Source organism: Kineococcus sp. G2, from assembly GCF_037154035.1.
Lineage (GTDB): Bacteria > Actinomycetota > Actinomycetes > Actinomycetales > Kineococcaceae > Kineococcus.
In genome coordinates this window covers 32538-54189 of record NZ_JBBBEM010000007.1, presented here as the reverse complement: position 1 = coordinate 54189, position 21652 = coordinate 32538, and the positions used below count along the sequence as shown (strand labels likewise).

General features: G+C 75.5%; 19 protein-coding genes and 1 tRNA gene. 3 read left to right on the top strand and 17 right to left on the bottom strand.

The window, feature by feature from the left end:
* Positions 1 to 70: 70 nt before the first annotated feature.
* The 3 genes from leuS to V9U69_RS01210 form a co-directional block, all read right to left on the bottom strand.
* On the bottom strand, positions 71 to 2611 hold the full coding sequence (leuS, locus tag V9U69_RS01220; protein WP_337059463.1) for a leucine--tRNA ligase: 2541 nt from the start codon (positions 2609 to 2611) through the stop codon (positions 71 to 73).
* Between the two features lie 165 nt (positions 2612 to 2776).
* Entirely contained in the window at positions 2777 to 3661 is an 885-nt protein-coding gene (locus V9U69_RS01215; RefSeq protein WP_337059462.1) for a hypothetical protein, read from the bottom strand.
* 82 nt (positions 3662 to 3743) lie between these two features.
* Positions 3744 to 4601: a shikimate 5-dehydrogenase gene (locus V9U69_RS01210; protein WP_337059461.1), complete on the bottom strand. Its 858-nt coding sequence runs from the start codon at positions 4599 to 4601 to the stop codon at positions 3744 to 3746.
* Between the two features lie 60 nt (positions 4602 to 4661).
* On the opposite strand from V9U69_RS01210, the gene V9U69_RS01205 reads away from it, so the two are divergent.
* A complete protein-coding gene (locus V9U69_RS01205; protein ID WP_337059460.1) occupies positions 4662 to 5693 on the top strand; it encodes an LLM class flavin-dependent oxidoreductase in 1032 nt (343 codons plus the stop codon).
* A gap of 108 nt (positions 5694 to 5801) precedes the next feature.
* Here the strand turns inward: V9U69_RS01205 and V9U69_RS01200 are convergent.
* From V9U69_RS01200 to V9U69_RS01180, 5 genes are all read right to left on the bottom strand, one after another.
* Positions 5802 to 5874, bottom strand: a tRNA-Ala gene (locus V9U69_RS01200).
* A 97-nt stretch (positions 5875 to 5971) separates the two neighbouring features.
* Positions 5972 to 6625 carry a histidine phosphatase family protein gene (locus V9U69_RS01195; protein WP_337059459.1) on the bottom strand — a complete coding sequence of 218 codons (654 nt, stop codon included), beginning with the start codon at positions 6623 to 6625 and terminating at the stop codon, positions 5972 to 5974.
* Complete coding sequence (gene rsfS, locus V9U69_RS01190) at positions 6622 to 7008, bottom strand: ribosome silencing factor (protein WP_337059458.1); 387 nt, start codon at positions 7006 to 7008, stop codon at positions 6622 to 6624. Before rsfS ends, V9U69_RS01195 begins: the two co-directional genes overlap by 4 nt.
* Before the next feature lie 40 nt (positions 7009 to 7048).
* A complete protein-coding gene (nadD, locus tag V9U69_RS01185) occupies positions 7049 to 7699 on the bottom strand; it encodes a nicotinate-nucleotide adenylyltransferase (protein ID WP_442907530.1) in 651 nt (216 codons plus the stop codon).
* The gene (locus tag V9U69_RS01180; RefSeq protein ID WP_337059456.1) at positions 7696 to 7857 is read right to left on the bottom strand and encodes a hypothetical protein; all 162 of its coding nucleotides are present in this window, start codon (positions 7855 to 7857) and stop codon (positions 7696 to 7698) included. The genes nadD and V9U69_RS01180 overlap by 4 nt, the downstream gene beginning before the upstream one ends.
* Positions 7858 to 7946: 89 nt before the next feature.
* Between V9U69_RS01180 and V9U69_RS01175 the strand changes: the two genes are divergently transcribed.
* A complete protein-coding gene (locus tag V9U69_RS01175; protein WP_337059455.1) occupies positions 7947 to 8987 on the top strand; it encodes a glycosyltransferase family 2 protein in 1041 nt (346 codons plus the stop codon).
* A 3-nt stretch (positions 8988 to 8990) separates the two neighbouring features.
* On the opposite strand, the gene V9U69_RS01170 is transcribed toward V9U69_RS01175, so the two are convergent.
* The 8 genes from V9U69_RS01170 to V9U69_RS01135 all read right to left on the bottom strand — a co-directional run bounded on the left by V9U69_RS01170 (position 8991) and on the right by V9U69_RS01135 (position 19346).
* Complete coding sequence (locus V9U69_RS01170) at positions 8991 to 10292, bottom strand: glutamate-5-semialdehyde dehydrogenase (protein ID WP_337059454.1); 1302 nt, start codon at positions 10290 to 10292, stop codon at positions 8991 to 8993.
* Between the two features lie 45 nt (positions 10293 to 10337).
* Entirely contained in the window at positions 10338 to 10730 is a 393-nt protein-coding gene (locus tag V9U69_RS01165; RefSeq protein ID WP_337059453.1) for a hypothetical protein, read from the bottom strand.
* Between the two features lie 24 nt (positions 10731 to 10754).
* On the bottom strand, positions 10755 to 11909 hold the full coding sequence (gene proB, locus V9U69_RS01160) for a glutamate 5-kinase (protein ID WP_337059452.1): 1155 nt from the start codon (positions 11907 to 11909) through the stop codon (positions 10755 to 10757).
* Positions 11906 to 13516: a GTPase ObgE gene (gene obgE, locus V9U69_RS01155; RefSeq protein ID WP_337059451.1), complete on the bottom strand. Its 1611-nt coding sequence runs from the start codon at positions 13514 to 13516 to the stop codon at positions 11906 to 11908. Before obgE ends, proB begins: the two co-directional genes overlap by 4 nt.
* Positions 13517 to 13654: 138 nt before the next feature.
* The gene (rpmA, locus tag V9U69_RS01150; RefSeq protein ID WP_242129231.1) at positions 13655 to 13909 is read right to left on the bottom strand and encodes a 50S ribosomal protein L27; all 255 of its coding nucleotides are present in this window, start codon (positions 13907 to 13909) and stop codon (positions 13655 to 13657) included.
* 9 nt (positions 13910 to 13918) lie between these two features.
* Positions 13919 to 14230, bottom strand: a complete 312-nt coding sequence (rplU, locus tag V9U69_RS01145) for a 50S ribosomal protein L21 (protein WP_337059450.1) — start codon at positions 14228 to 14230, stop codon at positions 13919 to 13921.
* Positions 14231 to 14362: 132 nt separating this feature from the next.
* The gene (locus V9U69_RS01140) at positions 14363 to 17572 is read right to left on the bottom strand and encodes an Rne/Rng family ribonuclease (protein WP_337059449.1); all 3210 of its coding nucleotides are present in this window, start codon (positions 17570 to 17572) and stop codon (positions 14363 to 14365) included.
* A 355-nt stretch (positions 17573 to 17927) separates the two neighbouring features.
* Complete coding sequence (locus tag V9U69_RS01135) at positions 17928 to 19346, bottom strand: alpha-glucosidase/alpha-galactosidase (RefSeq protein WP_337059448.1); 1419 nt, start codon at positions 19344 to 19346, stop codon at positions 17928 to 17930.
* 88 nt (positions 19347 to 19434) lie between these two features.
* On the opposite strand from V9U69_RS01135, the gene V9U69_RS01130 reads away from it, so the two are divergent.
* Positions 19435 to 20298, top strand: coding sequence for a helix-turn-helix domain-containing protein (locus V9U69_RS01130; protein ID WP_337059447.1), 864 nt, complete (start codon positions 19435 to 19437; stop codon positions 20296 to 20298).
* Here V9U69_RS01130 and V9U69_RS01125 read toward each other — a convergent pair.
* Positions 20279 to 21646, bottom strand: a complete 1368-nt coding sequence (locus V9U69_RS01125) for an ABC transporter substrate-binding protein (protein WP_337059446.1) — start codon at positions 21644 to 21646, stop codon at positions 20279 to 20281. The genes V9U69_RS01130 and V9U69_RS01125 overlap by 20 nt on opposite strands.
* Positions 21647 to 21652 lie beyond the last annotated feature (6 nt).

Sequence of the window (21652 nt, the reverse complement as noted above, 5' to 3'; positions counted from 1 at the left end):
CGGGGACGACCCGGAACGCCGAGGCCCCGGCCCCCTTCGCGGGGGCCGGGGCCTCGGTGCGTCCCGCCGGTCAGGCCGGGACGATGTTCACCAGCTTCGGCGCGCGCACCACGACGGTGCGCAGCTCGGCGTCGCCGATCGCGGCCCGCACCTTCTCGCTGGCCAGGGCCAGCTCGCGCAGCTCGTCCTGGGAGACGTCCGGGGAGACCTCCAGGCGGTCGCGGACCTTGCCCTTGACCTGCACGACGCACGTGACCGTGTCCTGCACCAGCAGCGACTCGTCGACGACCGGCCACCCGGCGCGCGCCACGCACGGGTCGTGCCCCAGCAGCGACCACATGTCCTCCGCCGCGTACGGCGCGAACAGGCTGAGCACCACCGCGACCGCCTCGGCGGCCTCGCGCACCGCCGGGTCGGCCGGGCCGACGCCGGGCGAGTCGATCGCCTTGCGGGTGGCGTTGACCAGTTCCATGAGGCGGGCGACGGCCACGTTGAAGCGGTACGCCTCGACGTGCTGGCCGATCTCGTGGACCGTGCGGTGCGTCACCGCGCGCAGGGCCGCGTCGCCGGTGGCCGGGTCCGCGCCGGGCTCGGAGGTGACGTCGCGCGCCAGCCGCCACGCCCGGCCCAGGAACTTCGCCGAACCCGACGGGGAGACGTCGGCCCAGTCGATGTCGTCCTCCGGCGGGCCGGCGAACGCCATCGTCAGTCGCACCGCGTCCACGCCGTGCTCGTCGAGCTGGTCCGACAGGCGCACGATGTTGCCCTTGGACTTGCTCATCGCCGAGCCCTCCATGAGGACCATGCCCTGGTTCAGCAGCCGCGCGAACGGCTCGTCGAAGGGCAGGTACCCCATGTCGTGCAGCACCTTGGTGATGAACCGCGCGTACAGCAGGTGCAGGATCGCGTGGGTCACGCCGCCGACGTACTGGTCGATCGGCCCCCACTGCGCGATGAGGTCCTTGTCGAAGGGCTGCGTGTCGTCCTTCGGGGAGACGAACCGCAGGAAGTACCAGGACGAGTCGACGAACGTGTCCATCGTGTCCGGGTCGCGCCGCGCGGGCGTGCCGTCCACGGGACTGGGCACGTTCACCCACTCCTCGGCCGCTCCCAGGGGGGACGTCCCCTTGGGCGTGAGGTTCAGCCCCTCGCTCGGCGGCAGCAGCACCGGCAGCTGGTCCTCGGGCACGGGCACCTCACCGGTGGCGGTGTGCACGACCGGGATCGGGGTGCCCCAGTAGCGCTGGCGGGAGATCAGCCAGTCGCGCAGCCGGTAGTTCTTCGCCGCGCGACCCTTCCCGGACGCCTGGAGCAGCTCGATCGCCTCGGCGATGCCGGCGGCCTTGTCCAGGCCGTCCAGCTCGCCGGAGTTGACCAGCACGCCGTCGCCGGCGGTGGCGGTCCCCGACTCCGCGGGATCGGGCAGGGCGTTGCCCTCGGCGTCGCGCACGTCGACGACCACGCGCACCGGCAGGCCGAACGCGCGGGCGAAGTCCAGGTCGCGCTGGTCGTGCGCGGGCACGGCCATGATGGCGCCGGTGCCGTAGTCGGCCAGCACGTAGTCGGCGGCCCAGATCGGCAGCCGCTCACCGTTGACGGGGTTGACCGCGAACCGCCCCAGCGGCACGCCGGTCTTCTCGCGGTCGGTGGCCAGCCGGTCGATCTCGCTGGTCTCCTGCACCTGCGTGCGGTACTCCTCGAACGCGGCGCGCACGTCCGCGGGGGCGTCGGCGGCCAGCTCCTCCGCCAGGTCGGAGTCGGCCGCGACCACCATGAACGTCGCACCGTGCAGGGTGTCCGGGCGCGTGGTGTACACGGTCACCGGCTGCTCGCGGCCCTCGATGGCGAACTCGACCTCCGCGCCGGTGGAGCGGCCGATCCAGTTGCGCTGCATGCTGATGACCTTCGACGGCCACGCGCCCTCGAGGGTGTCCAGGTCGTCCAGCAGCCGGTCGGCGTACTCCGTGATGCGGAAGTACCACTGGGTCAGCTTCTTCTTGACGACCTTGGCGCCGGAGCGCTCGGAGGTGCCGTCGGGCAGGACCTGCTCGTTGGCCAGCACCGTCTGGTCCACCGGGTCCCAGTTGACCAGCGAGTCCTTGCGGTACGCCAGGCCCCGCTCGTACAGCTTCAGGAACAGCCACTGGTTCCACTTGTAGTACTCGGGGTCGGACGTGTGCAGCACGCGGTCCCAGTCGAAGGAGCACGCGTAGCGGCGCATCGAGGCGCGCTGCTGGGCGATGTTGTCGTACGTCCACGCCCGCGGGTCCAGGCCGCGCTTGATGGCGGCGTTCTCCGCGGGCAGCCCGAACGCGTCCCAGCCGATGGGGTGCATGACGTCGAAGCCGCGCTGCAGCCAGTACCGGGCGATGACGTCGCCCAGCGCGTACGCCTCGGCGTGACCCATGTGCAGGTCGCCGGAGGGGTACGGGAACATGTCGAGCACGTACTTCTTCGGGCGGGTGTCGCCCGGCTCGCCGCTGCGGAAGGGCTTGAGCTCGTCCCAGACCGGCAGCCACTTCTCCTGCAGGGCGTGCGCGTCGTAGCGCTCGCCGTCCCGTTCGGGCTCGTGGTCCGGCCGGACGCCGGTCCCCGCTTCGGTCTGCGTCATCTCGTCCTCCTGGTGGGCCGCGTGCGCCCGTCCCCCCACCGTGCCCCGACATGGGAAAACCCCTCGCTCAGGAGGGGTCACCGCGCCGAGGGCTGCTCCGCAGCCGCTCAGCGCGGTCCGGCGAGGAGTCGCTGGGTCCGCACGGCACCAGCCTAGCGCGTGGCCTCAGGCCCCCGGGCGCTCGGTGCCGGCGGTGCCGCCACCCGGGGCGCCGCTGCCCGTCCCGTCCTCGGCGCGCCGGTCCCCGCGCCGCCGGCCCCAGCCGTGCTGCGGCACGCTGCGGCGCAGGGCGCGCCGCTGCGCCAGGGACTGCTCCGCACGCACCAGCAGGTCGCCCACCCCGCCGTCGTCCCAGGGCGCGAGGACCGCGGCGCCCACCTCGACGGACAGCCTCGGGGCGCCGCCGCCCTCGGCGCCGGCCTCGCCCAGGCGCTGCTGGGCCAGGCCCACCCGCACCCGGCGCTCCAGCTCCTGGGCGTGCAGGCCCGCGCCCGGCCCCAGCACGAGGAAGCGGCCCTCGTCCTCGCGCGCGACCACGTCGGTGGTGCGGGTGGCACCGCGCAGGGACGCGGCGACGGCGCGCCAGTCGTCGTCGCGCCGCGCACCGGCCCGGCCGGGGTGCCCGTCCGGCGAACCCAGCACCACCGCGGGCGCGACCTCCACGACGCAGGCGTGCACCGCCCCGCCGGAGCGGCGCGCGGACTCGATGACCTGGTGCCCGAGCAGCAGCAGCCCGCGGCGGTTGAGCAGGTCGGTGAGGGGGTCCTTGACGCTCTCGTCGCGCGCCGCGTGCAGCTCGGCGTGCAGGCGCACCAGGGACTCCTCCGCCTCCGCCCGCGAGCGCAGGGCCACCAGCAGCGCCCGCGCCAGCACGAGCAGGCAGAGCGCGGCGACCGCGGCCGCCGCGGCGACCGCCGCGGCGCGCGGCAGCAGCAGACCGGCCAGCACCACGCCGAGGACGCCCGCGACCGGCACACCGGCCACCAGGACGTGTCGACGGCGCTCGGGCGGGACCGGGGGCGCGGCGGGGCGCGGGTGCTGGACGCTCACGGCGACTGTCTCGGCCACCGCGGGCGTGGACTGGATGCGGCGTGCGGGTGACGCCCGGCCGGGGCGGCCCAGCGGACGGGCCCTAGCGGGCGCGGGAGAACTCCCCGGCCCGGCGCACCTGCTCGTCCGTGGGCCGCACCCCCGTGTAGAGGGCGAACTGCTCGGCGGCCTGCACCGCCGCGACCTCGGTGCCGGTGACGACCTCGGCGCCGAGCTCGCGGGCCAGGCGCACCAGGGGCGTGTCCTCGGGCACGGCGACGACCTCCACGACGGCGGCCGCGGCGGCCACCACCTCGCGCGCCACGGGCAGCCGGTCGGCGTCCTCGCCGCCGGCCATGCCGACGGGGGTGGCGTTGACCAGCAGCGCCGGCCGCAGGTCACCGGCCCGCGGCAGCCAGCGGGCCCCGTAGGCGTCGGCGAGCGCGCGGCCGGCGCTCTCGTTGCGGGCGACGACGGTCAGGTCGGCGAAACCGGCGTCGCGCAGCGCCGCCAGGCAGGCCTTGGCCATGCCGCCGCTGCCGAGCACCGCGGCCGGGCCGGACGGTCGCACGCCGTGGGCGGACAGCAGGCCGACCACGGCGAGGTAGTCGGTGTTGTGCGCCACCAGGTGCCCGTCGTCGTTGACGATCGTGTTCACCGAGTCGATCGCGGCGGCGGAGGCCGTCAGCTCGTCGACGAGCGGGATGACGGCCTCCTTGAAGGGCATCGACACCCCGCAGCCGCGGATGCCCAGAGCCCGGATCCCGGCGACCGCGGCGGCGATGTCGCCGGTGGTGGACGCCTTGTAGACGAAGTCCAGGCCCAGCTCGGCGTAGAGGAAGTTGTGGAAGCGGGTGCCCAGGTCGCTCGGGCGCCCCGACAGGGAGATGCACAGGCGGGTGCTCCTGGACACGCGGTCGCGCAGCTCGAGGGGCAGGGCGGGGACGGGGAGCTCGGTCACCGGGCCATCCTGCCCGGGCGCGCGGGGAACACCCCCGAGAAGTTGCACGTTGAACCAGCCGTGAAGCGCATCGGGTTCCTCTCCTTCGGGCACTACCAGCCCGTCCCCGGCTCGCGGACGCGCACGGCCGCCGACGCCCTCGTGCAGACCGTCGAGCTCGCCGAGGGGGCCGAGGAGCTCGGCCTGGACGGCGCGTACGTGCGGGTGCACCACTTCGCCCGCCAGCAGGCCGCGCCCTTCCCGGTGCTCGCCGCGATGGCCGCCCGCACCTCCCGCATCGAGCTGGGCACCGGCGTGATCGACATGCGCTACGAGAGCCCCCTGCACATGGCCGAGGAGGCCGCCCAGGTGGACCTGCTCTCCGGCGGGCGCCTGCAGCTGGGCGTCAGCCGCGGCTCACCCGAGCCGGCCCTGGACGGTCCCGCGGCCTTCGGGCACGTGCCCGCCGAGGGCGAGAGCGGCGCGGACATGGCCCGCCGGCACACCGAGCTCTTCCGGCGCGCGATCGCCGGCGCGGGCGTGGCCCGCTCGGACCCGCGGATGACGGGCCGCTCCGTCGCCCTGCCCGTGCTGCCGCAGGCGCCGGGCCTGGCCGACCGCGTCTGGTGGGGCTCGGGCACCCGCGCGACCGCCCGCTGGGCCGGCGAGCAGGGCATGCACCTGATGAGCTCCACGCTGCTCACCGAGGACACCGGCGTGCCGTTCGACGAGCTGCAGGCCGAGCAGATCGCGATCTTCCGGCAGGCGTGGTCGCAGGCGGGTCACCCGGGCGAGCCGCGGGTGTCGGTCAGCCGCAGCGTCATGCCCCTGGTGACCGACGAGGACCGTGCGTACTTCGGCGGCGAGGTCGGCAGCACCGACCAGGTCGGCTCCCTCGGCGAGCCGGGCCCGGCCCGCTTCGGCAGGAGCTACGTCGGCGAGCCGGACCGCGTCGCCGAGGACCTCGCGAAGGACGCGGCGGTGCGGGAGGCGGACACCCTGCTGCTGACGGTCCCGAACGCCCTGGGCGTGGAGTACAACCTCCACCTGCTCGAGAGCGTCGCGCGCCACGTCGCCCCCGCGCTCGGGTGGTCCCCCGCTCCACGCTCCTGAGGAGCCCCCCGGGGGGAGCAGTGCGGGTCCCCCGGGGGGGCGCGTCGAGCACCGGACCACCCGGACACGACGAAGGCCCCCGGACTCTCGTCCGGGGGCCTTCACCTGTGGAGCTGAGGGGACTCGAACCCCTGACCCCCTCCATGCCATGGAGGTGCGCTACCAGCTGCGCCACAGCCCCTTGTTCGTTCCCCCGGGTTTTCCCCGCGGCAACGAGAAGAACTCTACCGCATCCCCGGGAGCGGTCGTGACCACGCCCCGGCGAACGGTCGCGGACCTCAGCCCTCGGCGCCCTCGCCCGCCCCGGGCGGGCCGGCGTTGTACTCCCCCAGCAGCCACCCGCGCCGGCCGCGCGCCAGCACCGCCCAGTGCGCGTTGCGGAAGCCCGCGAACGCCGACCAGGCCGACAGCTCCAGACCCAGCAGCCGCAGCAGGGCGCCCTTGAGCGCGGCGCCGTGCGAGGCGACGACGAGGGTGCCGCCCTCGGGGACCCCGGCCGCGTGCCGCTCCACGGCCGCCGCGGTGCGCTCGGCGAGCTCGGCGCGGCTCTCCCCGCCGCCGGCGCGCACGTCACCGCCGCCGCGCCAGGCGGCGTAGTCCTCCGACCAGGACGCCGTGATCTCCGAGTGCAGCAGTCCCTGCCACCGCCCCGCGTCCACCTCGCGCAGCGCGGGGTCCGGCTGCGGCTCCAGGCCCGTCAGCGCGCTGAGCGCGCGGGCGGTGTCCAGCGCGCGGCTGAGGTCGGAGGCCACCAGCCTCGCCGCGCCCACCGCCGCCAGCGGCGCCACCAGCGGCGCCAGGTGCGCGGCCGAGGCCGCGGCCTGGGCGTGCCCCACCTCGTCCAGCGGGACGTCGAGCTGCCCCTGCATGCGGTTCTCGGCGTTGGAGCGGGTGCGCCCGTGCCGCCACAGCACGACGGTGGCGGCGCTCACCCCTGCGCGTCTCCGGGGGCGGCGGCCGCGGTGGGCACCTCGATGACGGGGCAGTCCTTCCAGAGCCGCTCCAGCGCGTAGTACTCGCGCTCCTCGGCGTGCTGCACGTGCACGACCAGGTCGATGAAGTCCAGCAGCACCCAGCGCCCCTCGCGCTCGCCCTCGCGGCGCACCGGCTTGGCGCCCAGCGGCAGCAGCTTCTCCTCGACCGCCTCGGCGATCGCCCGGACCTGCCGCTCGTTGGGGGCCGAGGCCAGCAGGAAGGCGTCGGTGATGAACAACTGGTCGGAGACGTCCAGGGCGGTGACGTCGGTGGCGAGCTTGTCGACGGCCGCAGCGGCGGCGGCCGTCACCAGCTCGAGGGCTCGCTCGGATGCGGGCACGGGGCTCCTCGGGTGGTCCGGGCCGGCGGCCCGGGGACGATCAGGTCTTCTCCCCCGATTGTCCCACGCCCGCGCGCGCCTCTCCCCCGCCGTCGCGGTACAGCCCGTGCTTGGTGATGTGCTGCACCACGCCGTCGGGCACCAGGTACCAGACCGGCAGTCCCCCGGCGACGCGCCGGCGGCAGTCCGTGGAGGAGATCGACAGGGCCGGCACCTCCAGCAGGCTGACCCCGTCCAGCGGCAGCCCGTCGTCGCTGAGGGCGTGCCCCGGCCGGCTGACACCCACGAAGTGGGCCAGCGACCACAGCTCCGCGACGTCCTTCCACTGCAGGATCTGCGCCAGGGCGTCCGCACCCGTGATGAAGAACAGGTCCGCGTCCGGGCGCAGCTGGTGCAGCTCGCGCAGGGTGTCGATCGTGTACGTGAACCCCTCGCGCTCGACGTCGATGCGCGAGACGGTGAACCGCGGGTTCGAGGCGGTGGCGATGACCGTCATCAGGTACCGGTGCTCCGCCGGGGCGATGTCCCGGCGCGACTTCTGCCACGGCCTGCCCGTGGGCACGAACACGACCTCGTCGAGGTCGAACCGGGCCGCGACCTCGCTGGCGGCGACCAGGTGGCCGTGGTGGATCGGGTCGAAGGTGCCGCCCATCACCCCCAGGCGCGGGCGGCGCTCCTGCCCCGCGCTCAGTGGCGGTTGCCCACGCTGCGGAAGGCCCACGCGATCAGCAGCATCGCCAGCATGATGCAGGCGGCGACGATCGCGAAGGCGATGGGGGCCATCGGCAGGTGGCCCTCCCAGCCGTGCGACTCCTCGGCGATCTCGGCGGCGGCCAGGGCGTTCAGCATGGGGTGTCCTCCGGGTCCGTGCGGTGCTGGGCCCAGTCTCGCACGCCCCGTCGCGACGGTGCCGCCGGGAGGTGCGGCAGGATCGCGGCGTGCCCGCCCCGCCCACCCGTGAGCCCACCCGTGAGCAGGACCGTGAGCAGGGTCCCGACCTGACCGTCGTCGTGCCGGCGCGCGACGAGGCCGAGGTGCTGCCCGAGCTGGTCGCGCGGCTGCGGCCCGTGCTCGACGGCCTGGTGGCCGACGGGCTCGCCGGCTACGAGGTGCTCGTCGTCGACGACGGCAGCACCGACGCCACGCCGGTGGTGCTGGCCCGGGCACGGCGCGAGTGGCCGCAGCTGCGGGTCGTGCGGCTGCGCGCCGCCTCCGGGCACCAGGCCGCGCTGTCCGCCGGGCTCGCCCGCGCCCGCGGCCGCCGCGGCGTGGTCACCATGGACGCCGACCTGCAGGACCCCCCGGAGCTGCTGCCGGACCTCCTGGCCGCCGCCTCCGGCGGCGGGGTGCCGCAGGACGGGGCACCGGCAGGGCCCGTCGAGGTCGTCTACGCGGTGCGCAGCGACCGCTCGGTGGACGGGCGCTTCAAGCGCCTGACGGCGGCGGCGTTCTACCGGCTGGTGCGGGCGCTGGGCGGCACCGCCCCGGCGCAGGCCGGCGACTTCCGCTGGACGAGCCGCACCGTCGTCGACACCGTCCTGCAGCTGCCCGAGCAGCACCGGGTCCTGCGGCTGGTCGTGCCCGAGCTGGGCTTCCGCTCCGCGAGCGTGCCCTACGCGCGCGCCGCCCGCGGCGCCGGGAGCACGAAGTACCCCCTGCGCCGCATGGTGCGGCTGTCGCTGGACGCCATCACGGGGTCCTCGACCGCCCCGCTGCGGCTGGCGAGCATCTTCGGGCTCGGCGGCGCCGCCCTCACCTCGCTGCTGCTGGTGTACGCGCTGGTGTCGTTCGCCGCGGGCTCCACCGTGCCGGGGTGGACCTCCACCCTCGTGGTGGTCGCCGGCGCGGGCACGCTGCAGCTGCTGTGCCTGGGCGTGCTGGGTGAGTACGTGGGCCGGCTGTACGTGCAGCTGCAGGGCCGGCCGGCCTACCTCGTCGCCGGCGACACGCTGGAGGACGGCGACGAGGCGGGCGGCTGAGCCTCAGGCGCGCACGTGCCCGTCGCCGAGCACCTGCCAGGTCGTGGTGGTCAGCTCCGCCAGCCCCATGGGCCCGCGGGCGTGCAGCTTCTGGGTGGAGATGCCGACCTCGGCGCCCAGGCCGAACTCGCCGCCGTCGGTGAAGCGGGTGGAGGCGTTGACGGCCACGACCGCGGAGTCCACCGCGGCGCAGAAGTAGTCGCTGACGCGCACGTCGGTGGCCAGGACCGCCTCGGTGTGCGCGGAGGACCAGCGGCCGATGTGGTCCACCGCCGCCTCCACCGAGTCCACGACGCCCACGGCGATCTCCAGGCCGTGGTACTCCGCGGCCCAGTCGGTGTCGGTGGCCGGCTCGGCGGCCACCCCGGCCGCCCGCGCCGCCGCCAGGGCCCGCTCGTCGGCGTGCAGCCGGACGCCCGCGCCGGTCAGCGCGCGCAGCAGCGCCGGCAGGAAGTCCGCCACCAGCGCCGAGTGCACCAGCACCGTCTCGGCGGCGTTGCACACGCTGGGGCGCGAGGTCTTGGCGTTCAGCACGACCTCGACGGCCTGGGCGAGGTCGGCGGAGGCGTCCACGTACACGTGGCAGTTGCCCACGCCCGTCTCGATGACCGGCACGGTGGCCTCGCGCACCACCCGCTGGATCAGCTCGGCGCCCCCGCGCGGCACCAGCAGGTCCACCAGGCCGCGGGCCGTCAGCAGCACCCCCACGCCGTCGCGGCCGTGCTCGTCGATGCCCTGCACCGCGTCCGCCGGCAGGCCCGAGGCCGCCAGCGCCGAGCGCACCACGTCCACCAGGACGGTGTTGGTGCTGACGGCCGCCGACCCGCCGCGCAGCACCACGGCGTTGCCGCTCTTCAGCGCCAGCACCGCCACGTCCACGGTGACGTTGGGGCGCGCCTCGTACACCACGCCCAGCACGCCCATCGGCACCCGCAGCTCGCGCAGCCGCAGCCCGTTGGGCAGCGTGGAGCCGCGCACCACCTCCCCCACCGGGTCGGGCAGGGCGGCGACCTCGCGCACCGCGGCGGCCAGGGCGGCGACGCGCCCGGCGTCCAGCGCCAGGCGGTCCAGCAGGTGCTCGGAGGTGCCGCGCGCGCGCCCGCGGTCGAGGTCCTCGGCGTTGGCGGCCACGATCCGGTCGGTGGCGGCCTCCAGGGCGTCGGCCACGGCCAGCAGCGCGGCGTCCTTGGCCGCCCGCGTGGCCATCCGCAGCGGCCGCGAGGCCGCCTTCGCCCGGCGGCAGGTCCCCAGGACCGCCTCGGTGACGTCGCGGCTCCCGGTGGTGGTCTCGGCCAGAGCGGTCATGGGTCCAGCCTACGGCGAGGGCGGGTGCCCGCAGGCGCCCACCGCTCACCAGGGGGCGACGTCCCCCAGCAGCTCCGGGCCCGTGCGCGCCGGCCTCGAGCGGCGCGGCACGCGCAGCAGGCCCCGCTGCCGCTGCGCCGCCCGGTGCTCGACGGTGGCCCTGTCCACCACCTCCACGCCCACCACGTCCCAGGCGGGCAGGCCCGCGCTGGCGCGGTGCTCCGGCCACAGCCGCACGGCCATCGCGGCGGCGTCGTCGACGTCGCGGGCCTCGTCCCAGTAGCGCACCTCGGCGCGGCTGTCGCTGTAGCGGATGCTCGACAGGAACGGGTGCTGGCCCACCAGGCGGTCCAGGGCGGCGCGCAGCTCGCCGACGTCCACGGGCGCCCCCGCCAGCGTGAGCGTCACCGACCACAGCGACAGCGGCGGTTCACCCAACTCCGGCTCCTCGCTGCGCGCACCTCACGGACGTGACAGGAGCACCAGGTGGTCGCGGTGGACCACCTCGCGCTCGTACGCCGGCCCCCACTGCCGGGCCAGCTCGCGCGTCGAGCGGCCGAGCATGTCCGGCAGCTCCTCCGAGGAGTAGTTCACCAGCCCGCGCGCCAGCGCGCGGCCGTTTCCGTCGACGAGGTCCACGGGATCACCCGCCCGGAAGCGGCCGCTGAGGCCCAGCACGCCGGCGGGCAGCAGGGAGGAGCGCCGCTCGCGCACGGCCCGCACCGCGCCCTCGTCCAGCACGAGGCGCCCGGTGGGGCTGGCGGCGTGCGCCAGCCACAGCTGCCGGGTGCCGCGGCGGGCGGTGCGCGCGGGCGGGACGGCGAACCAGGTGCCGACGTCCTCACCGGCCAGCGCCTCGCGCGCCAGCGCCGCGGAGGTCACCAGCGCCGGCACCCCGGCGGCTACGGCGATGCTCGCCGCCTCCACCTTCGTGGCCATCCCGCCGGTGCCCACGCCCGCCGCCCCGGCGGCGCCGACGGTGACGCCGGTGAGGTCCTCCGGGCCGCGCACCAGCGCGAGCCGGCGCGATCCCGGCGTCGACGGCGGTGCGTCGTACAGGGCGTCGACGTCGCTGAGCAGGACGAGGGCGTCGGCGCGCACGAGGTGCGCCACGAGAGCGGCGAGGCGGTCGTTGTCGCCGAAGCGGATCTCGTGGGTGGCGACCGTGTCGTTCTCGTTGACGACCGGCACCACCCCGAGGGCGAGCAGCCGCTCCAGGGTGCGCTGGGCGTTGCCGTACCGGGTGCGCCCGGCCACGTCCTCGGCGGTGAGCAGGACCTGCCCCACGGTCAGGCCCGCGTGCGCGAAGGCGCGCGTGTACTCGGCCAGCAGCAGTCCCTGCCCGACGCTGGCGGCGGCCTGCTGGCTGGCCAGGTCGCGGGGGCGCTTGGGCATGCCCAGGGGGGCCAGGGCGGCGGCGATGGCCCCGGAGGAGACGAGCACGACCTCCCCGCCGGCGGTGCGGCGCTGCGCGAGCACGTCCACGAGGGCGTCCAGGCGCGCGGCGTCCAGCCCGCCGGCCGCGGTGGTCAGCGAGGAGGAGCCGACCTTGACGACGACCCGGCGGGCGCGACGCAGCGCCTCGCGCCCGCCCGTGCCGCCGTCGTGCTCGCTCACCTGGGGGCTGCCCCCTCGGCGGCGCCGTCCTCGCCCTCCACGTCGGTGGCCGGGTCGGTGACCGGGTCGGTGGCCGCGGAGTCGTCGTCGGCGGTCCAGCGCCCGGCGCGGCGCTCGGCCTCCAGCTCCCCGCGCGCGGCCGCCTTCGCCGCGCGGCGCTCGCGCTCCTGCTCGCGCTTGGCGGCGCGGGTGGGACGGGAGTGGTCCTCCAGGCGCAGGTCGCTGCCGCGCTGGCCGAGGACCTCGGCGCCGGAGAGCATCGTGGGCTCCCAGTCGAAGACGACGGCGTCGTCCTCGGCGCCGATGACGACCTCGGCACCGGGGACCGCGCCGGCCTTGAACAGCTCGTCCTCCACGCCCAGGCGGGCGAGTCGGTCGGCGAGGTAGCCGACGGCCTCGTCGTTGGTGAAGTCGGTCTGGCGCACCCAGCGGCGCGGCTTCTCGCCGCGGACCCGGTAGCGGACACCGCCGGTGAGCTCGTCGCCGTACTCCTCGCGGGTGACGGTGAAGCCGGTCTCGTCCACGGCGGCGGGGGTGATCACGACCCGGGTGGGCACCGCCTCGGGGGCGGCGGCGCGGGCGGCCTCGACGAGCTGCGCCATGGCGAACTTCAGCTCGCGCAGCCCGGCGTGCGAGACGGCGGAGACGACGAAGACGGGGGCGCCGCGGCTCTCCAGGTCGGCGCGCACGATCTCGGCCATGTCCCGCGCGTCGGGCACGTCCGCCTTGTTGATCACGACCAGCCGCGGCCGGTCCTGCAGGGGTACGGTGCCGTCGTCGACGCGGTAGGCGGCCAGCTCCTTCTCGATGGCCTCCAGGTCGCCGACCGGGTCGCGGTCCACCTCGAGGTTCGCGCCGTCGAGGACGTGCACGAGGGCGACGCAGCGCTCGACGTGGCGCAGGAAGTCCAGGCCCAGGCCGCGGCCCTCGCTGGCGCCGGGGATCAGGCCCGGCACGTCGGCGACGGTGAAGCGGGTCTCGCCGGCCTCCACGACGCCGAGGTTCGGCACGAGCGTGGTGAACGGGTAGTCGGCGATCTTCGGGCGGGCCGCCGACAACGCCGCCACGAGGCTGGACTTGCCGGCGCTGGGGAAGCCGACGAGCGCGATGTCGGCGAGCGTCTTCAGCTCCAGCACGACGTCGCGGCTCTCGCCGGGCTCGCCGAGCAGGGCGAAGCCGGGGGCCTTGCGGCGCGGGGAGGCCAGCGCCGCGTTGCCCAGGCCGCCGCGGCCGCCGGCGGCGACCACGAAGCGGGTGCCGGCGCCGACCATGTCGGCCAGCAGCTCACCCTTCGCGGAGCGGACGATCGTGCCGTCGGGCACGCCGATGACGAGGTCCTCGCCCTCGGCGCCGCTGCGGTTGCCGCCCATGCCGAAGCGGCCGTCGGGGGCGCTGCGGTGCGGGCGGCGGTGCAGGTCCAGCAGGGTCGTCACCTGGGGGTCGACCTCGAGCACGACGTCGCCGCCCCGGCCGCCGTTGCCGCCGTCGGGGCCGCCGAGGGGCTTGAACTTCTCGCGGTGCACCGACGCGCAGCCGTTGCCGCCGTCACCGCCGGCGACGTGCAGGACGACCCGGTCCACGAACGTGGGGGACGCGGCGGACGACATGTGGCTCTCCGGCTCTGTGGGACTGCTGGACCCCGCCGGCCGTGCGGCGGACGGGGCGTGCGCTGCCCGCTGGGGGCGACGCACGGAGGGGCGGACCGGATGCCCGGCCCGCCCCTCCGTGTCACTGCTGGTGCGTCGTCACTCGCCCGCGACGACGTTGACGACCTTGCGACCGCGGCGGGTGCCGAACTCGACGGCGCCCGGGACCAGCGCGAACAGCGTGTCGTCGCCGCCGCGGCCCACGCCGGCACCGGGGTGCCAGTGGGTGCCGCGCTGACGCACGATGATCTCACCGGCGCCGACGACCTGGCCGCCGAAGCGCTTCACGCCGAGGCGCTGCGCGGCGGAGTCACGACCGTTGCGCGAGGAGCTCGCGCCCTTCTTGTGTGCCATGAGCTGACGTCACTCCCCGATGCTGGTGATCTTGACACGGGTCAGCTTGGAGCGGTGCCCCTGGCGCTTGCGGTACCCGGTCTTGTTCTTGTACTTCAGGATGGTGATCTTGGGGCCGCGAGCCCCTTCGACCACCTCGGCGACGACCTTGACCCCCGACAGCGCGGAGGCGTCGTGCGTGACGGTCTCCCCGTCGACGAGGAGCAGCGGCTGCAGCTGCAGGGTCTGACCGCTGGGGACGGCGACCCGGTCGATGGTCAGCACGTCGCCGACCGAGACCTTCTCCTGCCGGCCGCCGGCGCGGACGATGGCGTAGACCACAACGAACCCGTTTCTCTCGTCACGAACTGGGACGCCACCGGCCCGCCGGATGGCGGACCAGGGCTCGCGCACGATGGCGCACCAGGGGTTAAGCGTACGGAACGCCGCCCCCGGGGGTCAAAACGACTCGCCTCACCCCTCGACGGAGATCGGCTCGGCGCCTCCCGCGGCGGGGTCCGCCGCACCGTCGGACACGTCCGCGAGGGCCTCGCGGACGGCTTCGACGGCCTCGACGGCCTCTGCGGGCAGGTCCCCGCCGGGCAGGTCCTTGCGGCCGGCCGCCGCGACCGCCGCGATGGCGGCGAGCACGGCCGGGTCCTTGGCGGGCCCGGGCTCCTTGTCCGGCGCCGGTGCCGCGGAGCTCTCCTGCTCGCCGCGGCCCTCCTTGGCGCCGCGACCGCGCCGGCCCCGGGACCTGCCGCCGGAGCCGCCACCGGAGCCGTCGTCCACCCCGTCGCCGCCGGAGCCGTTCGAGCTCCCGCCGCGCGCACCGCCGGAGGAGGACCCGCCGGAGCCGTTGTCGGCGGCCGCGGTCTCCAGCTCCTGCAGCACGGCGGCCAGGCCCTGCCCGGTGCGCTTGCGGGTCATCTGCACCAGGCCCAGCGAGGTCACCTCGGCGACCTGGTGCTTGGTGCGGTCACGGCCCAGGCACTCCACCAGGCGGCGCAGTACGAGGTCGCGGTTGGACTCCAGGACCATGTCGATGAAGTCGATGACGATGATCCCGCCGATGTCGCGCAGCCGCAACTGGCGCACGATCTCCTCGGCGGCCTCGAGGTTGTTGCGGGTGACCGTCTCCTCGAGCGTGCCGCCGGAACCGGTGAACTTGCCGGTGTTGACGTCGATGACGTGCATCGCCTCGGTCGGGTCGATGACCAGGGAACCGCCCGAGGGCAGCCACACCTTGCGCCCGAGCGCCTTCTGCAGCTGCTCGTCGACGCGGTGCGCGGCGAAGACGTCCTCCTCGCCCTCCCACCGCTCCAGCCGCTCGGCCAGGTCGGGGGCGACGTCGCTGACGTAGCCGCGCACGGTGCTCCACGCGTCGTCGCCGGAGACGACGAGCCTGGAGAAGTCCTCGTTGAACACGTCGCGCACCACGCGCACCGTCAGGTCCGGCTCGCCGTGCAGCAGCACGGGGGCGTTCTTGGAGGAGGCCTTCGCCTGGATCGACTCCCAGGTGGCCTGCAGCCGCTGGACGTCCGCGGCCAGCTCCTCCTCGGAGACGCCCTCGGCGGCCGTGCGCACGATGACGCCGGCACCCTCGGGCACGACCTTCTTGAGGACCTTCTTCAGCCGCGAGCGCTCGGTGTCGGGCAGCTTGCGGGAGATGCCGGTCATGGAGCCGCGCGGCACGTAGACCAGGTAGCGGCCGGGCAGGGAGACCTGGCTGGTGAGCCGGGCCCCCTTGTGGCCGACGGGGTCCTTGGTGACCTGCGCGAGGACGGGGTCGCCGGACTTCAGGGCGGCCTCGATGCGCCGCGGCTGGCCCTCGAGACCCGCGGCGTCCCAGTTCACCTCACCGGCGTACAGGACGGCGTTGCGGCCCTTGCCCACGTCGACGAAGGCGGCCTCCATGCTGGGCAGCACGTTCTGCACGCGCCCCAGGTAGACGTTGCCGACCATGGTGGTCTGCGCCTTCCGGGCGCCGTAGTGCTCCACGAGGATGCCGTCCTCGAGCACGCCGATCTGGGTGACGCCGTCCTTCTCGCGCACCACCATGACGCGCTCGACGCTCTCGCGCCGGGCGAGGAACTCGGCCTCGGTGAGGATCGCGCGCTTGCGGCCCTGCTCGCGCCCCTCGCGGCGGCGCTGCTTCTTCGCCTCCAGGCGGGTGGAGCCCTTCAGCGCGGTGATCTCGTCCTCACCGGTGCCCCGGCCGCGCCTCGGCTCGCGCACCCGCACCACGGTGTTCGGCGGGTCGTCCGGCGACGGCTCGTCGCCCTCGCCGCCGCTGCTGCGGCGACGGCGACGGCGCCGGCGACGGGAGGAGCCGGAGGTCTCGTCCGCGCCGGTGTCCCGGCCGTCGTCCTCGTCGGTGTCCGGACCGTCCTCCGCGTCCCCGGCCGCATCCCCGGCCGCGTCCCCGGCCTGGTCCCCGGTCGCGTCGTCACGGGCGCCAGCGGGACGGTCGTCCGGGCGGTCCTCCGAGCCGTCGTCGGCGGTCTCGTCCTCGGCGCGCTCGGCGTCCTCGCGGGAACGACCGCGGCGCCCCCGGCCACCGCGGCGGCGGCGCTTGCGGGCCGAGCTCTCGTCGTCGGTGCCGGCGTCGTCCGCGTCCTCGGCGCCGCGGGCGTCCTCGACGTCCTGCGCGTACCGGGCACCCTCGACGTCCTCGACGTCCTCCGCCTCGGGGTCCTCGGGGGCGCCGACCGGGGGCTCGAGGGCGTCCGCGGGCCCGGCGGCGCGCTCAGCGGCGGGGGGCGGGGGCCCGGCCGGGGCGGACGCCCGGCGGCTGCGGCGGGGCGCCTCCTCGACGGCGGGCGCCTGGAAGAAGACGGCGGTCGCGCGGGCGGCCGCGTCGGCGGCGCGCTCGGCGTCGCTGCGGGCGCGGGCCAGGCCCGCGGCGCGCAGCAGGACGGGGTCGTCCATGAGCTCCTGCAGGTCGGGGGCGGCCACCTGCTCATCGGCCACCACCGCGGCGGGCTCCACGGCGGGCTCGGCGGCGGGCTCGGCGGCGGGCTCGGCGGCGGGCTCGGCGGCGGGCTCCTCGACGGGCTCGGCGGCGGACTGCGCAGCGGCGGACTGCTCGGCCGCCGCGGTCGCGCGGGACCGGGTGGACCGGGTGGAACGGCGGCGACGGGTCGGGGCCGGCTCCGGCTCCGGCTCGCCCGGTGCGTCCGGGGCCGTGGCGACGGTCTGCTCGACGCTGGTACCGGCGACCTCCCCCACCGGCTGCTCGGCGGGTTGCTCGACCGGCTGCTCCGCCGGAGCCGAAGCGGGCTGCTCGGCCGCGGGCTCGGCGGGCTGCTCGGCCGCGGGGCTGCCGGTGCGGCGGGTGGCGCGGCGCGCGCGGCGCCGGGGGGCCGGGGCGGGGCTCTCCTCGGGGGCCTCGGCCGCCGCGCCGGCGACCGTCTCCTCGTGGGCGGGAGGGGCGGTCCGCTCGACGACGGCCTCCTCCTCGACGGCAGCCGCGTCAGCCGGCTGCTCGACGGCGGCGGCGGGCTCCACGGCGGCGGGCTCCACGGCAGCCCCGGGCTCCGGAGCCACCTCCACCGGGGGCTCGACGCGCGCCGGCGGCCCGGCGGGGCGGCTGGCGGCCCTGCGGCGCCGGGGCCGGGTGGTGCCGCCGGTCGCCGCCGACGGCGTCGCGCCCTGCTCGTTCTCTTCAGGTGTGGTCGTCACGGGCTCTCCAGCCCGCCTCGCGGCGACCACTCACCGGTGAACCCGTGGCCGCCCCGGGGCGTCCTCGAAGGGATCGCCGGGCGGGGTGACCCGCACCCGGCGGAAGTCCTCGGTGCACGGGCGGGGGCCGCGCGCGGGGGCGGCGATCCGCTCGTGCCGCTGGCGGCCCTCCGACCGGAACGGGCACCGGGGCGCCTGCGGGGCCCTTCCACTGGACCGCGGCGCTGCCCGGGCGCCGCGCTCCGGGCGGCGGTCTCGTCAGCGGGTCGGTCGCCCGGTGTGGGGAACGTCCGACCGTCCGCAGTCTCTCACAAGCGCGCCGGACGGCCCCGTCAGCCGCGCGCCGGGGGGCTCCTCACCCGACCAGGGCCGGCGGCAGCAGGTCGCGGTGGGCCTCGACGAGCTCCTCGGTCATGGCCCGCGCCTGCTCCAGGGTGAGCAGCGCGCCGGTGAGGGGGTCGAGCGCGACGGCGTGGAAGACGTGCTCGCGCGTCCCCGTCAGGGCCGCCTGGACCGCGAGGGTCTGCACGTTGACGTTGGTGCGGTTCAACGCGGCGAGCTGCGGGGGCAGGGCGCCGACGGCCGTGGGCTGCACACCGCCGGCGTCCACCAGGCAGGGCACCTCCACGCACGCGTCGGAGGGCAGGTTGGTGATCAGCCCGGTGGCGTTGGGGACGTTGCCGTAGACGACCGAGGGCACGCCGGTGACCACGGAGTTCACGATGCTGGCGCCGTACTCGACGCTGGGGGTGAGCTCCTCCTGCAGGCGGGCCAGCTGGGCGTCGAGGTCGCCGCGGTCGTCGTGGGCGGCGCAGATCTCGTAGTAGTCCCACCGCTGCGGCACGTAGCGCTCCACGGTGGCCGGGTCCTTGCGGAAGTACGGCACGTACTCGGAGGCGTGGTGGCTGGACTCCGTCTCGAAGTACCCGAAGGCGTTCATGAGCGTGGTGCGCACCTGCTCGTTGCCGCCCTCGTAGACGCTGGCGTCGTCGGCGGCCCCGCTGTGGTCGCCGCGGTCGCCCGCCAGCCCGGCGGCGGAGCGCCCGACGACGTGCTTGTCGGCCATGACCTCGCGCAGCCGGGGGTAGAGGTCCTCCCCGCCGCGCCGGCGGAAGCGCAGCACCCACGCCTGGTGGTTGATGCCGGCGCAGAGGTAGTCGACCTCCTCGTACGGCACGCCCAGGGTGCGGGCCAGCATGCGGGTGGTGCCCTGCACGCTGTGGCACAGGCCCACGGTGCGCAGGCCCTTGGCGTTCAGGTACGCCGTCGCCATCGCCATGGGGTTGGCGTAGTTGACGAAGACCGCGTCGGGGCAGACCTCGAGGGCGTCGGCGGCGATGGCGTCGTAGGCGGGCACCGAGCGCAGGAAGCGGAAGACGCCGCCGGGGCCGAGGGTGTCGCCGACGGTCTGGTCGACGCCGTAGCGCCGCGGGATCTCCACGTCGTGGCGGTAGGCCTCCACCCCGCCGACCTGGAAGGTGATGATGACGACGTCGGCGCCGGCCAGGGCGGCGCGCCGGTCGGTCGTCTCCTCCACCCGCGCGCCCAGGCCGTGGTGGGCGACGAGCTTGCGGGTGGCGTCGGCGACGGGACCCAGCTTGGCGGGGTCGATGTCCATGAGGCACAGGTGGGCCGAGCGCAGCGCGGGGAAGCTGAGGACGTCCCCGACGAGGCGGAAGGGGAAGACGTGCCCCCCGGCGCCGATGATGGTGATCTTGGGAGGGCGTGCGGGGACCGTCGCCGGGCTCGCCGTCGCGCTCGTCGTCTGGCTCATGGCCTCGACGCTAGGCGGGCCCCGCCGTGGGGCGCCTCCGGCGAGCCGCCCGGACCTTCCGGGATCCTCAGCACCTAGGCTGGGCAGGGTGCGCCCCGAGGCGAAGGTCGAGGAGTCCGTGCTGTGGGTGCACCGCGGGCCGGCGCCGCCCATGCGCGAGTTCCACCGGCACGACGACGTGGAGGTCAACGTCGTGCTCGCCGGGCGGCTGGAGTACCTCTCCGGCGCCGGGCGCACGGTCGTCGAGGCGGGCAGCACGGCCCTGTTCTGGGCCGCGGCACCGCACCGGCTGCTGGAGCCGGACCCGTTGCGCCCCAGCGACGTGGCGTGGATCCACGTGCCGCTGTCCACGGTGCTGAGCTGGTCGCTGCCGGAGGCGTTCACCGCCCAGGTGCTCGCCCAGCGCACCCTGGTGGTCCCCACCGACCGGGTCGGTGCGCACGTGCCGGCGATGTTCGGCACCTGGGAGCGGGACCTCGCGGCCCCCGGCGGGGACGCCTCCGCGGCGCTGCTGCTGGAGGCGCACGCCCTCGTGCTGAGGATCGTGGCAGCAGCGGGTGGCGCCGCGGGGGCCGGGACCGGTGGGACGTCGCGGGCGGACCTGCGCCCGGTCGCCCGCATGGCCAGCTGGATCGCCGAGCACTTCCGGGAACCGGTGTCCGCCTCGGACGTGGCCCGGGCCGCGAACCTGAACCCGAACTACGCCACCACCCTGTTCCGCCGCGCGGTCGGGGTCTCCCTGGGCGAGCAGCTGACGCGGCACCGGGTGGCGGAGGCGCAGCGGTTGCTGGTGACGACCCCGATGACGACGGCGGCGGTCGCGCACGCGGCCGGGTTCGGTTCGCAGAGCAGCCTGTACGCCTGCTTCACCCGCGCGTGCGGGTGCTCCCCCGGGGCCTACCGGGCCACGCGGACGGCCCCGGGGGGCGGCCTCACTCGAACAGGGCGTTGAGCTGCTCGTTCATGGGCGTTAGCGCGTCGGGCTCGGCGTTGAAGGCCATGACGTTCTCCATCACCGAGCTGGTGATGCTCTGCACCTCGGCGGCCTTCAGGACGGCCGGGTACGGGAACGTCGTGCCGGCGTCGATCTGGTCGGTGAAGGCGCTGATGTCGAACCCGGTGCGCCCGAGGGCCTCCTTCGCGGTGTCGACGGTGCTGGCGATCGCCGGCATGACGACCCCGGCCTCGGCGACGACGGACTGGCACTCCAGCGACCCCAGGTAGGAGGCCCACTCCCAGGCCGCCCCCTTGACCTGCGAGGAGGTGGAGATGGAGTCCGCCAGGGAGTTCTGCATGGCGGCGCGGTGCCCTTCGGGGCCGACGGGGGTGGGCGCCAGGGCCAGGTCGACGCCCTCCAGCGCACCGAAGTTCGCGGTCTGCCACGAGCCCTCGGTGACCATGGCGTACCGGCCGGCCTGCACCTGCTGGTCGGGTGCACCGCCCTCGGTGAAGGCCAGTGGAGGCATGTACCCCTTCTCGATGAGGCCGCGCCACCACGCGTAGGTCTGCTGGAAACGGGGGTCGTCGTAGTGGAACTCGGTGCCCCACGCCTCGGCGTCCATGTACCACCAGCCGGTGGTCATGGCCAGGTAGGACCACTCCACCTGGCCGAAGGGAGCGCCCGCGCTGCCCAGGCCCAGCCCGTAGGTGCGCACGTTCCCCTTGTCGAAGCCGGGCTCGTCACCGCGCACGCCGTTCTCGTCGACGGTGAGGTGCGCGATGACGTCCTCGTAGGTGCCACCGTCCTCGGGGTTCCAGGTGAGGTTCTCCATCTGCTCGCGGGTGATGCCCGCCTCCTCGGTCATCCCCTCGTTGTAGAAGATCCCGATGGTGTCGAAGTCCTTCGGCAACCCGTAGCGCTCGCCGTCCGGCCCCACCCACAGGTCGGTGGTGCCGGTCACGTACTTCGACAGGTCGATGCGGTCCCGCTCGACGTACTCGTCGATGGGGACGATCAGCCCGCGCTCGGCGAACTCCCCGTACCGGGAGGTGTGGTTGGCGAAGACGTCGGGTGCGGAGTTGGCGACGAAACCGGTGAACAACTTGTTCCAGTAATCGTCCCAGCCGAACTGCTCGATCTGGATGTCGATGTCCGGGTGCTGCGCCTCGAAGTCGTCGGCGCACTGCTGGTACGCGGGGAGCTGCGCGGACTCCCACAGCCAGTAGGTGACCGTCCCGGTGTCGGCGTCGGCTCCGGGGTCGACGCCGTAGGAACCGCAGGCGGTCAGCAGCAGCGCGGCACCGGCGGCCGCGACGGCTCGGTGGGCGCGGGAACGGCGGCGGGGGGTGGGGTGCGTCACGGGGTG

Coding starts and splice junctions, on each gene's coding strand:
- leuS (WP_337059463.1), bottom strand. CDS start 2,611: ATGACGCAGACCGAAGCGGGGACCGGCGTCCGGCCGGACCACGAGCCC.
- V9U69_RS01180 (WP_337059456.1), bottom strand. CDS start 7,857: ATGCTGAACGCCCTGGCCGCCGCCGAGATCGCCGAGGAGTCGCACGGC.
- V9U69_RS01170 (WP_337059454.1), bottom strand. CDS start 10,292: ATGACCGCTCTGGCCGAGACCACCACCGGGAGCCGCGACGTCACCGAG.
- obgE (WP_337059451.1), bottom strand. CDS start 13,516: ATGTCGTCCGCCGCGTCCCCCACGTTCGTGGACCGGGTCGTCCTGCAC.
- rpmA (WP_242129231.1), bottom strand. CDS start 13,909: ATGGCACACAAGAAGGGCGCGAGCTCCTCGCGCAACGGTCGTGACTCC.
- V9U69_RS01135 (WP_337059448.1), bottom strand. CDS start 19,346: ATGAGCCAGACGACGAGCGCGACGGCGAGCCCGGCGACGGTCCCCGCA.